Consider the following 12,708-nt stretch of genomic DNA (forward strand, 5'->3'; position numbering starts at 1 on the left):
TGACGCTAGCTGCTCGCCAGCGGCAACCGCACTTCAACCACAAGGCCGCCGGTCGCGCCATCTCCCAGGGTGACGCGGCCCCCGGCGTTTTCGACGACCTCGCGCACGATGGCGAGGCCAAGCCCGCTGCCTTCCCCGGTCGATCCGGCAATGCGGTAGAAGCGCTCGAACACGTGGTCGCGCTCGTCCGCCGGGATGCCGGGCCCGTCGTCGGCGACGGTCAGCACGGCTTCGCCGTCGACGGCCGCCAGCTTCACCGTGACGCTGCCGCCGGCTGCCGAGTAGCGAAGCGCATTGTCGACAAGGTTGACGATCATTTCGCCCAGCATGGTGCCGTCGCCAATGACCGGCACGGGTCCCGCCTCCTCGAGGCCGAGATCGATGTTGCGACCGATTGCTGTCGGCGCCTGCGTTTCCAGTACATGGCGGGCGGCTTCGGTCAGGTCGACGCGGTCGGCGCGCCGCCGCCGGCTGCCTGGCTCGGCGCGCGATAGCGTCAGGAGCTGCTCGGCCAGCCGCGCCAGTCTGCCGGCACTTGCCTGCAGCGCCACCAGGGCTTCCTGGCGCGCCTCGGCGGCACTTTCGCGAAGCGCGTAGCTCGCTTGCGTCGACAGCAACGCCAACGGCGTGCGCAGCTGGTGCGCCGCATTGGCGATGAAGCGGCGCTGCGCCGCCATCTGCGCCCGCACCCGCTCCATATAGGCGTTCAGTGCATCGATCAGCGGCCGGATCTCGCTTTGCGCGCCTGACACTTCGACCGGGTCGAGGTCGCTGCGGCTTGGCGAGCGCACGACGTCGCGCAACCGGATCAACGGCGCAAGGCCTCGATGCAGACCCAACAGAACGAACAAGCCAGCAATCGCCACCAGCGCCAGCTGCTGGGCAAAGGCGCCGAACCAGAGGCGCCGCACCATGGTATCGTGTCCGGCAAGCGTCACGCCAACGGTAACGGTGATCGGCGAATCGTCGCCGGCGCCGACCACCGTGTGGCTGAACGTAAGCAACCGCAGCCGGTGGTCGCGATAGGTCGCCTCTGTGTTGGCGGACTTCGGTGCCTCCGGCAAATCAGGATAGCCCGTCAGAAGCCGCCCCGCAGCAGTCTTGACATGGTAGTAGACACTGTCGCGGTCGCCGGTGTCGAACAGCTCGAGCGCCGCCGGCGGTATCGTGGCGTCGAGCACGCCGTCGGTCATGGCGACACGCTCCGCGATAGCGCGCGCCGAGCCCATCAGCATGCGATCGGTAACCAGATCCGCGGTTGCCAGCGCGTTGCGGTGGCTGGTCCACAGATTGATGGTGGCGAGCCCGACGAGCGGCAGCACCACCCAGGCCAGAAGCTGCAGGCGGAGACTGTTAATCCTCATGGCGCAGCAGATAGCCGAGGCCGCGCAAGGTGACGATACGGACGCGTGTCCCTTCGAGCTTCTTGCGCACACGGTGCACATAGATCTCGATGGCACTGGGGTCGGCATCGGTCTCGAAATCGTAGATCGCCGCCGACAGCGCCGCCTTGCTCACCGTGCGGCCGGCCTTGACCATCAATTGTTCAAGCACCGCATGCTCGCGCGGTGTCAGCGCCAGCGTTTCGCCGGCCAGCGAAAACAGCCGCGTGTTGGTGTCGAAGACGAGATCGCCGCAGGCAACCACAGGCGCGGTGCGGTCATTGGCGCGGCGCAGCTGCACGCGGATGCGCGCCTCCAGTTCCTCGATCTGGAACGGCTTGGCCAGATAGTCGTCGGCGCCTTCATTGAGGCCCTTGACCCGGCCGTCGAGGCTGGCATTGGCGGTCAGCACGATCACCGGCACCCGGTTGCCGCGCGCTCGCAGCATGCGCAACACTTCCAGGCCGCCCATGCGCGGCAACGCAAGGTCGAGGATGACAAGCGCGTGGCCCCCGGCGGCCAGCGCGTGCTCGACATCCTCGCCGTCATGGACGACGTCGACGACGTAGTTCGCCTGGCGCAGGGTCTTGCCCAGCCAGTCGGCCAGTTCGAGATTGTCTTCGACAAGCAGCAGCCGCATTTCTATCGCTGTCTCACTATCCGCCGCCTTCAGTCTTTCACCGGATGGCCTCGGGCTTGATCAGCCGCGGCATCCGACAATGCCGACTGAATGAGCGACAGTATCGATTCCAACGCAAGGTAAATGCGGTCTTGCGGCTGATGACAACGGGTTTTTTCGGGCGGGATCGGCTCATTCGGTGCCAAAATCGAACCGAACGGTTCAGCTTGCGCGCAAGCGTCCACTATCGATCGAACCAGTCGGTTCAATTTATGTTGACGGACCGTGATGAGATGGTGAACGCCGGCTCGGCGGACGACCATACAGTTGGCCGAGCGCATCTAGTAACTGTCTGATATTGATAAAGAAAATTTTGGCCACTTCGGCTGCTAGCCCCGTTTCAAGGTCTGGATTCGGAGCGCGGAGGAACATCTTCGTGATTGGAAGTCGGCGAACGAGAAACCCATTTCGGTGTGGTCCGAGCGACGCGAAATTCCTCCCAAGGGCACGCCACTAGACGGACTGAACTGAGAACTACTGGAAGTTAAGAAAATGACCAAGATCGCTCTTACCGCCGCCGCCATGCTCGTTGCCACGGGCACCGCTTTTGCCAGCAGCGACCACTATGGCGCCGACAATGTCAACCAGCCGGCCGCGTCCGCGCCCGCTGGTAGAATAGACCACAGCTTCACGGCTTCGATCCGTAGGCCGGTCGAGCACCACGGCTTCTGGCTGACGCCCGATTCGAACCAGCCGGAATCCGGCCAGGGCATCTGGGGCCGGTAAGCCAGCGTCTGTCCGGACCCTCCCAAACCAGAACCATCAACCTTCATTCAGGAGTATTTGAAATGACCAAGATAGCGCTCACCGCCGCCGCCATCCTCGTTGCCACCGGCACCGCCTTCGCCAGCAGCGACAACTATGGCTCAAGCAACGTCAACCAGCCGGTTGCCAGCCACTCGATTTCCAACATGGACACCATGCACACCGGCTCGATCCTGAAGTCCGAAAAGGCCCAGGCTGACGCCAATGCGAACGTGCCGCCTCAGTCTGGCCAGGGCATCTGGGGCCGCTGATCAACGACGCAGACCTTGACTACAAAGAGCGGTGGGCCTGGCCCGCCGCTCTTGTTTTTTGCGCACAAGGGATAGCCGTCAGCTAGTGCCTGTCGCCCAAAAGTGGCCCGGTTTTGGGGCAACGGCATGCATAAAAACAAAGACTTAAGCGCGTCGCCTGAATCCGTTTCAACGCGACGCGCTTTAGGCCCGCGCTGGGCCAACCGACCTTCGCAGTCGGCAAAAAAGTTCAGCCTCAAGGAATAAACCCGCACTGCCTGGGGTCTTGTCCTTAGCGGAACCGTCCTCCCAAGACGCCGCCCAACCCAAGAACCAGGAGACTTGAAAATGAACAGGATTGCCCTCGCGGCCACCGCCATCCTCGTTGCCACCGGCAGCGCTTTCGCCGCCAGCGACCACTATGGATCCGACAATGCCAACCAGACGGTGGCCCCGGTTGCCAGCGTCGACCATGCCGTCACCGGCGCGGTCAACAACGCGGATATGGCTGGGTACAAGGCTGCCGATACCAAGATGAAGACCACCACGGACTGGCCGGAATCCGGCCAGGGCATCTGGGGCAACTGATGTCTCGAGCAGGGTGGACGGCAGGTTGCCTGTCACACCTGTCTTGCACCTAGCCTAAATCCCTCGGCCGCAGACTATGCGTCAGCCGGGCCGAGGACAGGCCGGACCAATCTCCCTCGAAGACGAAGCGCGCAAGGGATGCTGTCGGGAACTTTTCCTCGAGCCTCTTGCGCGCCTTGGCTTCCGACGCTGGCGTGGCAAGCTGTATCGCCAGATCTTCCAGGCCCGGATTGTGGGCAACCACCAGCAAGCTGCCGCTCGAAGCGTCGGCCTGACGTATTTGGCTCAAAATATCCGCCGCCGAAGCATCATAGAGTGCATCGGCGAACGTGACCCGCGGGAGCGTAGGCAACTCCGCCGCAACCAGCCGCCACGTGTCGCGGGTTCGCAGCGCCATCGACACCAGTGCCAGGTCCGGCAGCCAGTCGCGCGCCGCAAGCTCGCGCCCCATCAATCGGGCCGCCTTCAATCCGCGTCCCGCCAGCGGCCGGTCGAAGTCACTCAGACCAGGATCGTCCCAGCTCGATTTGGCGTGGCGGAGCAAGAGAAGCTGTCTCATCAATTTGATTCCGACCAAGGAATATCGGCATGAAAGTCTTTGCCATATCCACCGCCGTGCTTTGTGCCGGCTTCGGTATCGAAAGCTGCGGAAAGGGTACCGAAGATAAACAGCCCGACACGCCGCTCACCCTCGTCCCATCGGATGGCAATATCAGGACCGCTGATGGCCCAGGCACCCGATCGTATATGAATTGTGTCGACGACCGAACCAGGCTCGCTGCCATCGGCTTGATAGAGATAGAAATACGCAGTGGCATTTTGAGGATCGCCCGCCTCATCATACTCGAAAACGCCGGCGAGGTCGCCTTTCGTCCGGATCGCGCTGTCGAAAAGGTCCATTGACCTTGGCTCTCAAGGGGTGATGCGGGCCAAGTGCTCGAGGTCGGGTTCCTCGCGCAGCGGGTCGGGCGCCATCACCACCGAGGTACCGTTGTCGGCATCGTCGGCAAAGTGGGCAAGCACGGTGCGGCCGGCCTCCATGCGCGCCTTGCCTTCGGCGACCAGCCCCAGCGCCAGCGGATAGAGCCGGTGCTCGGCCTTCAGCACACGGGCAGCCAGCGCATCTGCATTGTCGCCGACCATCACCGGCACGGCCGCCTGCGCGATGATCGGGCCGTCATCCATCTCGGACGTGACGAAATGCACCGTACAGCCATGGATGCGCATGCCGGCGGCCAGCGCGCGCGTATGGGTGTCGAGCCCTTTGAACGCCGGCAGCAGGGCAGGGTGGATGTTGATCATCCGGCCCTGCCATTTTTGAACGAAGCCGGGGGTGAGGATGCGCATGTAGCCGGCGAGCGCCACGATCTCGGCCTGGAATGCTGCAAGCGCTGCATCGATCGCCGCATCATGCGACTGCTTGCTGCCATGGTCGGCGCGGGGAATGACCTGTGTGGCGATGCCGCGTGCCTTGGCGACACCGAGGCCGGCGGCGTCGGCCTTGTCGGAAATGACGCCGACGATCTCGGCCGGGAAAGCCGGGTCGCTGGCCGCCGCGATCAGTGCGGTCATGTTGGAGCCGCGCCCCGAGATCAGAACGACGGTGCGTTTCCTCTGCGCGCTCATAGGCCGATCGAGCCCCGGTAGATGACGCCGGCATTGCGGCGCGGCACGATGCGGCCGATCGGCGTCACCGTCTCGCCGGCTTCCTGCAAGACGGCGGCAACCTGCGCCGCCTGGCCGGAAGCGACCGCCAAAATCATGCCGATGCCGCAATTGAAGGTGCGCATCATCTCTTCCGGCGCCACACCGCCGGTCTTGGCCAGCCACGAGAACACCGCGGGGACGTCGATCGCCTCGAGGTCGAGCTCGGCCGAAAAATCCTTGGGCAGCACGCGCGGAATGTTTTCGGGGAAGCCGCCGCCGGTGATGTGGGCCAGCGCCTTGATACCATGTGTGCCGCGTATGGCCTTGAGGATCGACTTGACGTAGATGCGGGTCGGCTCGAGCAGCGCCTCGGCCAACGTCGCCTCGTCGTTGAACGGCGCCGGATCGCTCCAGGCGAGCCCGCTGACGGCGACGATGCGGCGCACCAGCGAAAATCCGTTCGAATGCAGGCCCGAAGAGGCAAGCCCAAGCAGTACATCGCCCTCGACAATGTCGTCGGTCGGCAAGAGCTGGCCGCGTTCGGCCGCGCCCACCGCAAAGCCGGCGAGGTCGTAGTCGTTGCCGTGATACATGCCGGGCATTTCCGCTGTCTCGCCGCCGATCAGCGCGCAGCCGGCTTGCCGGCAGCCCGCGGCAATGCCGCCGACGATCGCGGCACCCTGGTCGGGATCGAGCTTGCCGGTGGCGAAATAGTCGAGGAAGAACAGCGGCTCCGCACCTTGCACGACGAGGTCATTGACGCACATGGCGACGAGATCGATGCCGATCGTGTCGTGCTTGCCGGCATCGATGGCGATCTTGAGCTTGGTGCCGACGCCGTCATTGGCGGCGACCAGCACCGGATCGGTGAAGCCGGCCGCCTTGAGGTCGAACAGGCCACCAAAGCCGCCGATCTCGCCGTCGGCGCCCGGTCGGCGCGTCGCGCGCACCAGCGGCTTGATCTTCTCGACCATGAGATTGCCGGCATCGATATCGACGCCAGCCTCGGCATAGGTGAGCCCGTTCTTGCGCTTGCCCGTTTTGTGCTGGCCCGTTTTGGGCTGGCTTGTGTCGCGCTTGCTCATCGCAATTTTCCTGCTCGTTTGCGGGCTCTTCGCATGAACGGTTTCGGTCCGCAAGGATAACGGACCGGATGCCGGAGTTTTGCCCCCTGATAAAAGCGTGGGGAGCAGGCACTGAAACCGCCAGTCTTCCGCTCGTGGAGAGATTAACAGCTTCTCCCTTGCACCCACCCTGCGTCTCCATCATGTATCAGCCAGCAAACCCGACAGGCACGCATTTGACCATCCCCAACCTGATCACCATCCTGCGCCTGGTTCTGGTGCCAGCGGTGGTGCTGGCGATGCTGCAGGCGCGCTGGGACTGGGCCTTTGCCGGCTTCCTCATTGCCGGCATTTCCGACGGCGTCGACGGCTTCATCGCCCGTCGTTTCAACCAGCAGTCCAGGCTCGGCGCCTATCTCGATCCGATTGCCGACAAGCTGCTGCTGGTTTCGGTCTTCATCGTCCTGGGCTTCATCGGGCAATTGCCGCTGTGGCTGGTCGTGACCATGGTGTCACGCGACGCGCTGATCGTCTGCGCCGTTGTGTTGTCGTCGGTCATGGCCCATCCAGTCGAGATGAAGCCGCTTTTCGTGTCGAAAGCCAACACCGCCATCCAGATCGTGCTGGCGGCGGTTGTGCTGGGCGAACTTGCCCTTGCCGTTCACCTCGACCCTCTGCGGCCAGCCCTCATATTGCTGTCCGGGGTCTTGACCGTGGCTTCGGCCGCGGCCTATCTCGTGGCTTGGCTGAGGCATATGAGCGGCTATGGCGAAGGCTCCAATCCGGACATCTGAGAGAGAAGCGGCGGTTGAGAGAGAAGCGGCGGTGATCGAGGCTGCGGCTGCCGATCTCGCCGCGTCATCCACCTTCCGCCGGCAGATATTTTTCTGGCTGGCCGGCGCAGCCGTGCTCGCACTTTTCCTCTATGTCTTCAGTGCCATCTTGTTGCCCTTCGTTGCTGGCATGGTGCTTGCCTATTTCCTCGATCCGGTCGCCGACCGGTTGCAGCGGCTTGGCCTGTCCCGCTTCATGGCGACGGTGGTCATCCTCATCACCTTCCTCATCGTGCTGGTGCTGGCCTTCGTCATCCTCATCCCGGTGCTGGCGACGCAGATGGCCGATTTCGCCGGCAAATTGCCGGAATATCTGACCCGGCTGCAAAGCCTTATCACGTCGTTCGATCCGAAGTGGCTGGAACAGAAATTCGGCGTCAATGCCAATGGCTTGCGCGACGGGCTGAATTCGCTGCTGACCTCCGGCTTCGGCCTGCTCACCACGGTCTTCACCTCGATCTGGAGTTCCGGCGTGGCGCTGATCTCGGTGGTCAGCCTGTTCGTGGTGACGCCGGTGGTTGCCTTCTACATGCTGCTCGACTGGGACCGCATGGTTGCGGTCATCGACAGCTGGGTGCCGCGCGACAACGTCACGACGGTGCGCGCGATCGCCAAGGACATCAACACCGCAACGGCCGGCTTCGTGCGCGGTCAGGGCACGCTGTGCCTGGTGCTGGGCGCCATGTACGCCACCGGGCTGACGCTGACCGGGCTGAATTTCGGCATCCTGATCGGCCTGTTCGCCGGGCTGATCTCCTTCATCCCCTATGTCGGCTCGCTCACCGGACTGGTGCTGGCCGTCGGCGTCGCCTTCGTCCAGTTCTGGCCGGACTGGACGATGATCGTCGCCGTCGCGGTGGTGTTTTTCATCGGCCAGTTCATCGAGGGTAACATCCTGCAGCCACGGCTGGTCGGCAAGAGCGTCGGCCTGCATCCGGTCTGGCTGATGTTCTCGCTGTTTGCCTTCGGCGCGCTGTTCGGCTTCGTCGGCCTGCTGATTGCCGTGCCAGCTTCGGCGGCAGTTGCCGTGCTGGTGCGGTTTGCCATAGCCCGCTATCTGGAATCGCCGCTCTACAAGGGCCACGGCAGCACTGCGCCAGAGCTCCCGGCCGATCGGCGCAAGGCCATCAAGCCATGATTCGGCCGGTGGCCAGATTCCTGAAGCGCGTCGCGTCGAAACGGATTCATGCGCTGCGCTTCAGGTCGTTGCTTGATGCATGTCGTTGTCGCAAAACCGAGGTCACTTTTGCGCGACATGCATTAGCCGGCCCGCATGGCTGAGCCCGTATGAGCGACCAGAAAACCGACCCGCCGCGCCAGTTGCCGCTCGATCTTGGCCATGGCACCGGCTATTCGCGCGACGACCTCGTCGTCTCCGGCACCAATGCGCAAGCAGTGGCTTTGGTCGACCGCTGGCCGGACTGGCCCTCGCCGGTGGTGGTGCTGGCCGGTCCCGCCGGCTCCGGCAAGACGCATCTGGCCTCGATCTGGCGCGCGCGCGCCAACGCGGTGGCGGTCGACGCCGGGCGTATCGGTGACAGCATCGCCAATCTCGGCGCCCGGCCGGCACTGATCGACGATGTCGATACCGGGGCGGTGGACGAGCAAGGCCTGTTCCATCTGATCAATGCGGTGCGTGGTGCGGGCTCGACGCTGTTGTTGACGGCGCGCCGCTTTCCATCGGCTTGGGGTGTTGCGCTGCCTGATCTGGCCTCGCGGCTGAAGGCGGCGGCGACGGTCGAGATCCATGAGCCCGACGACGTCCTGCTCGCCGGCGTCATCACCAAGCTGTTCGCCGACCGCCAGGTTGATGTCGAGCCGCATGTCGTGCAGTATCTGGTCCGCCGCATCGAGCGCTCGCTGGCGACCGCGATGCGTGTGGTGGAACGGCTGGACCGCACCGCGCTCGAGCGCAAGACGCCGATTACACGCACGCTGGCGGCCGAAACCGTCAGCGCCATGGACGAGGGGCAGGGCGAGTTCGAGATCTAGGATTTCCCAGCAAGGGAATTCTGGCCGACACCAATGCTTGACCCGTCTCCGGGGTCCGGCAGGCCAGCCACCATAATTCTTCCGTCGTGCTCATATTGGCTTCGAGATGTGGAATCGGCGCAACGTGCCATCCGTCACGCCAGTGGCGCCGACATTGCATGTCGATGAGAGGATGGTCGGAGTGGAGAGATTCGAACTCCCGACCCTCTGGTCCCAAACCAGATGCGCTACCAGGCTGCGCTACACTCCGAACGGTCTGTTGCCTATTCATTTCGGTGTTGCATGGCAAGTGCAAAAACCTTGCCGCCGTGCGCATTGCGCAGTAATGACGACGCAGGGCGGCGATGCTGCCTTGCACAATAACGAGGTGGCCATGTCCGCGCGCATTTTCAGCCCAGCCAAAACCGCCATGCAGTCCGGCAAGGCCAAGACCGGCCATTGGGTGTTGGAATTCGACCCGGAGATGCGCAAGAAGATCGACCCCTTGATGGGCTACACCACGTCTGGAGACATGAGGAGCCAGATCAGGCTCACCTTCGATACCAGGGAAGAAGCCGTGGCCTACGCCGAAAAGGAAGGGTTCGCCTACCGCGTCGAGGAGCCGAAAGAGACCAAGCGCCGCCAGATTTCCTATGCGGAAAATTTCCGCTATGACCGCAGGACGCCCTGGACGCATTGACCGGCGGCCAGCGTCAAGTATTCAGCCGGCCCGGCGGCCGGCCAGCGGTCCCGTAGCTCAGCTGGATAGAGCACCGGCCTTCTAAGCCGATGGTCACAGGTTCGAATCCTGTCGGGATCGCCAATAATCTCAAAGGTTTGTGTCGGTTGGCCTAATCAGCACCGCTGGATCTGTCGCCCCGCGACTGCCAGCGCTACCACCCCATGCAACAGGGAGTTGAGCTTGGGTTCGGTGCAGCGATCCGGAATTATTTCGTGATCCGGCGAGGTTGGAACCTTAGCTCCCATCACGCGTTCGGGGCCTTGTATTCGCGGCGCCTCATAAAAAGGCAATGTACGGGCCGGCGAATGGGTGGGGTAAAACAAGCGCGGGTTGGGGGAGGAGAAGCCAGGTTATGTCGAAACGTGAAATTGGAACGTCCCCTGCGTTGGGGCGGCGTATCGCTGAACTCAAGGCCAGAATGCAGGATGCCGAGATTTCCGACCATGAGATGAAAACGTTTCACAAGGTCGCCGCCATCATGGGGGCAGGCGACGGCTCCCTACGCCTGGATGCCGACGACTTGATCGCGGCATCGTTCGTTGTCGAGGCGCTGGGTGCGCCCAACCGCTGACATTCAGGATTTCCTGCATTAACCCGAAGTCCGGAAAAAAAGGGACGGTTCTCACCGCGGGAGCGAGCACTGCTGCCGTCGGCGGCCGTTTCTCCGGGCTACCATGTCTGCCGATGCTGCGATGTCCGCCGATATCGAATTGGAAGGAAAGTCTTATCAATTTGTTTGCGTTGGTGCGTCATAGTAGCGGCGGCTAACGGAGTGCAACGCGATGAAGCTCGATCTGTCGCCGACGAGCTGGGGCAGGGTGATCGCTGTCACGGCAGCCGGTACGGCATTCTTCATTGCTGTGGCGTTCTTCGTCGATTCCTTCAATTTCCCTTATCTTTCACCCGAAGCGGTGTGGCGGGCGCAACTGACCGATCTGATGTTGCCTTTGGTGCTGGGCGGCTCATTTCTGTTTTTTCTAATGTGGAAGATCCGCCAGCTGGCCATCGCCCAGCGCGATCTCAGCATCGTTGCTGCCACCGACAGCCTGACGGCGGTGCTGAATCGCGGCGCCTTCTCGATGCTGGTCGAAGCCTACCTCGAGCAGACCCGCAAGCAGGAGCGGGCCCATTCGGGGGCTCTGCTGATCATCGATGCCGACCATTTCAAGTCGATCAACGACCGGCACGGACATGACTGCGGAGACCAGGCGCTCAAGCTGATCGCGCAGGCGATCAAAGGGCAGCTGCGCGGCGGCGACATCGTTGGCCGCATAGGCGGCGAAGAGTTCGGCGTTTTTCTGCCTGGCGTCGATCCCTCGCATTCATGGGTGGTTGCCGAAAGCATTCGCCGGCGCATCCGTGAGATGGACTTCTCTCCGGGCGGGCGGCCATGCCCATTGTCCGTCAGCATCGGCGGCACAAGCTTTACCGGGCCGACCACTTTCGAAGAGATTTTCGTGGCGGCTGACAGGCGGCTTTACGCGGCCAAATCGAATGGGCGCGATCAAGTCAGCTTCGATCCGTCAGGGGCCTCTCTGGTGCCCAGCAGCGCCATCGTGCATTGACAGCAAGCGTGGTCGTCGCAAGCTTTAACCATCGCGTCCTGTCACGGTTGGGCACGAAAACCTCCGGCACAGCGCGCTGATTTGAGCAAGCTGTCGCGTCGACGATGCTTTCGCTTTGCTGACATCACGCTAAAAAACGTTACTGCTTTCCTGAGTTTCCCAAGCGTCCGGGCCGGGGGTCCAGTCACGGCCTTTCTCAATGCCTGCGAACGAATGGCGGGACGGTTCAGGCAACATCAGCGCGGCAACTATGATTCATCTGTTCAATGCTTTTCAGAACCCAGTTGGCGGCAGCGACCTCGAAACCCTGGAGCTGTACCGGTTGTTGAGCGCTGACTCCGAGGTGCGTCTGTGGGCAACGTCCTCCAGGGTGTCCGGCGAGTTGATGCGGCAATTTTCCATTCGCCGGATCTCGCTGCCAAAGCGGAATGTGCCGGACGGCGGTACCTACGTCTTCCTCGGCGCGCATTGGCGCAACAAAATGTGGCCCTACCTGATTCCGCGGCCGCGCCGGCTGATCTATGTCTTCAATACCTTTCACCCGAAAGTCATCGCACTGACGACGCGTATGCCCCGTATGCTCAACTGGCCCGACGCCGAACTGGTGCTGATTTCCGATTTTCAAAAACGCATGCTGCGGGTCGACGGCGTCGTGCATCCGTCGCCAATCGATATCGAACGTTTTTCACCACGGCCGGCCAAGCCGGGTCGTCCCTTCACGCTGGGACGATTGAGCCGCGACACCCCGGACAAACATCATGCGGACGATGTGCTGCTCTACGAAGGATTGCTGGCGGGCGGCGTCGCGCTGCGGATTCAGGGCGGCATGCTGCTCAAGGAAAGGCTCAAACCGCATCCGCAACTCGAACTCCTTCCGCAAGGCCGGTTTGCGGCCGAAGAGTTCCTGCCGACGCTCGACGCGTTCTATTATCGCACCGGCTCGCACGTGGAGACGTTCGGCCGGGTGGTGTTCGAAGCGATGGCCTGTGGTTTGCCTGTGGTCTGCCATTCGCATGGCGGCTACGTCGACCATATCAGGCATGGCGAAAACGGCTTTCTGTTCGAGACGACGCAACAGGCGCGGCAGATCCTGACCGACCTCAAAGCCGATCCGGAGCTGCGGGCGACAGTGGGTCGCGAGGCGCGGCGGACCGTTGAGCAGCTGTTTTCCTCGCAGGCGCTTCGACAGCGGCTGGATTTCTATCTGCGTTAGCGGCACGCCATCCCCCGGGCTTTGCCGAC

General features: G+C 62.8%; 16 protein-coding genes and 2 tRNA genes. 11 read left to right on the plus strand and 7 right to left on the minus strand.

Features of this window, described 5'->3' with window-relative positions; translation table 11 throughout:
* Positions 1-5: 5 nt before the first annotated feature.
* Complete coding sequence (locus AC07FD_RS07170; protein ID WP_478349269.1) at positions 6-1,364, minus strand: sensor histidine kinase; 1,359 nt, start codon at positions 1,362-1,364, stop codon at positions 6-8.
* Entirely contained in the window at positions 1,354-2,022 is a 669-nt protein-coding gene (locus AC07FD_RS07175) for a response regulator (protein WP_478349270.1), read from the minus strand. Before AC07FD_RS07175 ends, AC07FD_RS07170 begins: the two co-directional genes overlap by 11 nt.
* A 531-nt stretch (positions 2,023-2,553) precedes the next feature.
* Between AC07FD_RS07175 and AC07FD_RS07180 the strand changes: the two genes are divergently transcribed.
* The 3 genes from AC07FD_RS07180 (at position 2,554) to AC07FD_RS07190 (ending at position 3,644) form a co-directional block, all read left to right on the plus strand.
* Positions 2,554-2,787 (plus strand): DUF680 domain-containing protein, encoded by a 234-nt coding sequence (locus AC07FD_RS07180; protein ID WP_478349271.1) that lies wholly within the window; start codon positions 2,554-2,556, stop codon positions 2,785-2,787.
* Positions 2,788-2,849: 62 nt separating this feature from the next.
* On the plus strand, positions 2,850-3,077 hold the full coding sequence (locus AC07FD_RS07185) for a DUF680 domain-containing protein (protein ID WP_478349272.1): 228 nt from the start codon (positions 2,850-2,852) through the stop codon (positions 3,075-3,077).
* 327 nt (positions 3,078-3,404) lie between these two features.
* Entirely contained in the window at positions 3,405-3,644 is a 240-nt protein-coding gene (locus AC07FD_RS07190) for a DUF680 domain-containing protein (protein WP_478349273.1), read from the plus strand.
* A gap of 49 nt (positions 3,645-3,693) precedes the next feature.
* Here AC07FD_RS07190 and AC07FD_RS07195 read toward each other — a convergent pair whose 3' ends face one another.
* The 4 genes from AC07FD_RS07195 to purM are packed head-to-tail and all read right to left on the minus strand — an operon-like array spanning position 3,694 to position 6,376.
* Positions 3,694-4,203 (minus strand): SixA phosphatase family protein, encoded by a 510-nt coding sequence (locus AC07FD_RS07195; protein WP_478349274.1) that lies wholly within the window; start codon positions 4,201-4,203, stop codon positions 3,694-3,696.
* A complete protein-coding gene (locus AC07FD_RS07200) occupies positions 4,203-4,544 on the minus strand; it encodes a hypothetical protein (RefSeq protein WP_478349275.1) in 342 nt (113 codons plus the stop codon). The genes AC07FD_RS07195 and AC07FD_RS07200 overlap by 1 nt, the downstream gene beginning before the upstream one ends.
* A 12-nt stretch (positions 4,545-4,556) precedes the next feature.
* Positions 4,557-5,270, minus strand: a complete 714-nt coding sequence (gene purN, locus AC07FD_RS07205; RefSeq protein ID WP_478349276.1) for a phosphoribosylglycinamide formyltransferase — start codon at positions 5,268-5,270, stop codon at positions 4,557-4,559.
* Complete coding sequence (purM, locus tag AC07FD_RS07210; protein WP_478349277.1) at positions 5,267-6,376, minus strand: phosphoribosylformylglycinamidine cyclo-ligase; 1,110 nt, start codon at positions 6,374-6,376, stop codon at positions 5,267-5,269. The genes purN and purM overlap by 4 nt, the downstream gene beginning before the upstream one ends.
* Positions 6,377-6,591: 215 nt before the next feature.
* On the opposite strand from purM, the gene AC07FD_RS07215 reads away from it, so the two are divergent.
* The 3 genes from AC07FD_RS07215 (at position 6,592) to hdaA (ending at position 9,180) form a co-directional block, all read left to right on the plus strand.
* Positions 6,592-7,149: a CDP-alcohol phosphatidyltransferase family protein gene (locus AC07FD_RS07215; RefSeq protein WP_478349324.1), complete on the plus strand. Its 558-nt coding sequence runs from the start codon at positions 6,592-6,594 to the stop codon at positions 7,147-7,149.
* Positions 7,121-8,326, plus strand: a complete 1,206-nt coding sequence (locus AC07FD_RS07220) for an AI-2E family transporter (protein WP_478349278.1) — start codon at positions 7,121-7,123, stop codon at positions 8,324-8,326. Before AC07FD_RS07215 ends, AC07FD_RS07220 begins: the two co-directional genes overlap by 29 nt.
* A gap of 149 nt (positions 8,327-8,475) precedes the next feature.
* On the plus strand, positions 8,476-9,180 hold the full coding sequence (gene hdaA / locus AC07FD_RS07225; RefSeq protein ID WP_478349279.1) for a DnaA regulatory inactivator HdaA: 705 nt from the start codon (positions 8,476-8,478) through the stop codon (positions 9,178-9,180).
* Positions 9,181-9,353: 173 nt separating this feature from the next.
* Here hdaA and AC07FD_RS07230 read toward each other — a convergent pair.
* A tRNA-Pro gene (locus tag AC07FD_RS07230) sits at positions 9,354-9,430 on the minus strand.
* A gap of 123 nt (positions 9,431-9,553) precedes the next feature.
* Here AC07FD_RS07230 and AC07FD_RS07235 point away from each other — a divergent pair.
* The 5 genes from AC07FD_RS07235 (at position 9,554) to AC07FD_RS07255 (ending at position 12,679) form a co-directional block, all read left to right on the plus strand.
* Positions 9,554-9,859, plus strand: coding sequence for an ETC complex I subunit (locus AC07FD_RS07235; protein ID WP_478349280.1), 306 nt, complete (start codon positions 9,554-9,556; stop codon positions 9,857-9,859).
* A gap of 46 nt (positions 9,860-9,905) precedes the next feature.
* Positions 9,906-9,982 (plus strand) — tRNA-Arg (locus AC07FD_RS07240).
* Positions 9,983-10,253: 271 nt separating this feature from the next.
* Positions 10,254-10,472: a hypothetical protein gene (locus AC07FD_RS07245; RefSeq protein WP_478349281.1), complete on the plus strand. Its 219-nt coding sequence runs from the start codon at positions 10,254-10,256 to the stop codon at positions 10,470-10,472.
* Between the two features lie 211 nt (positions 10,473-10,683).
* Positions 10,684-11,466, plus strand: a complete 783-nt coding sequence (locus tag AC07FD_RS07250) for a GGDEF domain-containing protein (RefSeq protein WP_478349282.1) — start codon at positions 10,684-10,686, stop codon at positions 11,464-11,466.
* Positions 11,467-11,665: 199 nt separating this feature from the next.
* Entirely contained in the window at positions 11,666-12,679 is a 1,014-nt protein-coding gene (locus AC07FD_RS07255; RefSeq protein WP_478349283.1) for a glycosyltransferase, read from the plus strand.
* Positions 12,680-12,708 lie beyond the last annotated feature (29 nt).

The organism is Mesorhizobium waitakense, from assembly GCF_056431085.1.

What these genes read in the sequence shown, in the direction of transcription:
- AC07FD_RS07170 (WP_478349269.1), bottom strand. Translation starts at nt 1,364, where the DNA reads ATGAGGATTAACAGTCTCCGCCTGCAGCTTCTGGCCTGGGTGGTGCTG.
- AC07FD_RS07175 (WP_478349270.1), bottom strand. Translation starts at nt 2,022, where the DNA reads ATGCGGCTGCTGCTTGTCGAAGACAATCTCGAACTGGCCGACTGGCTG.
- AC07FD_RS07180 (WP_478349271.1), top strand. Translation starts at nt 2,554, where the DNA reads ATGACCAAGATCGCTCTTACCGCCGCCGCCATGCTCGTTGCCACGGGC.
- AC07FD_RS07185 (WP_478349272.1), top strand. Translation starts at nt 2,850, where the DNA reads ATGACCAAGATAGCGCTCACCGCCGCCGCCATCCTCGTTGCCACCGGC.
- AC07FD_RS07190 (WP_478349273.1), top strand. Translation starts at nt 3,405, where the DNA reads ATGAACAGGATTGCCCTCGCGGCCACCGCCATCCTCGTTGCCACCGGC.
- AC07FD_RS07195 (WP_478349274.1), bottom strand. Translation starts at nt 4,203, where the DNA reads ATGAGACAGCTTCTCTTGCTCCGCCACGCCAAATCGAGCTGGGACGAT.
- AC07FD_RS07200 (WP_478349275.1), bottom strand. Translation starts at nt 4,544, where the DNA reads ATGGACCTTTTCGACAGCGCGATCCGGACGAAAGGCGACCTCGCCGGC.
- purN (WP_478349276.1), bottom strand. Translation starts at nt 5,270, where the DNA reads ATGAGCGCGCAGAGGAAACGCACCGTCGTTCTGATCTCGGGGCGCGGC.
- purM (WP_478349277.1), bottom strand. Translation starts at nt 6,376, where the DNA reads ATGAGCAAGCGCGACACAAGCCAGCCCAAAACGGGCCAGCACAAAACG.
- AC07FD_RS07220 (WP_478349278.1), top strand. Translation starts at nt 7,121, where the DNA reads ATGGCGAAGGCTCCAATCCGGACATCTGAGAGAGAAGCGGCGGTTGAG.
- hdaA (WP_478349279.1), top strand. Translation starts at nt 8,476, where the DNA reads ATGAGCGACCAGAAAACCGACCCGCCGCGCCAGTTGCCGCTCGATCTT.
- AC07FD_RS07235 (WP_478349280.1), top strand. Translation starts at nt 9,554, where the DNA reads ATGTCCGCGCGCATTTTCAGCCCAGCCAAAACCGCCATGCAGTCCGGC.
- AC07FD_RS07245 (WP_478349281.1), top strand. Translation starts at nt 10,254, where the DNA reads ATGTCGAAACGTGAAATTGGAACGTCCCCTGCGTTGGGGCGGCGTATC.
- AC07FD_RS07250 (WP_478349282.1), top strand. Translation starts at nt 10,684, where the DNA reads ATGAAGCTCGATCTGTCGCCGACGAGCTGGGGCAGGGTGATCGCTGTC.
- AC07FD_RS07255 (WP_478349283.1), top strand. Translation starts at nt 11,666, where the DNA reads ATGCCTGCGAACGAATGGCGGGACGGTTCAGGCAACATCAGCGCGGCA.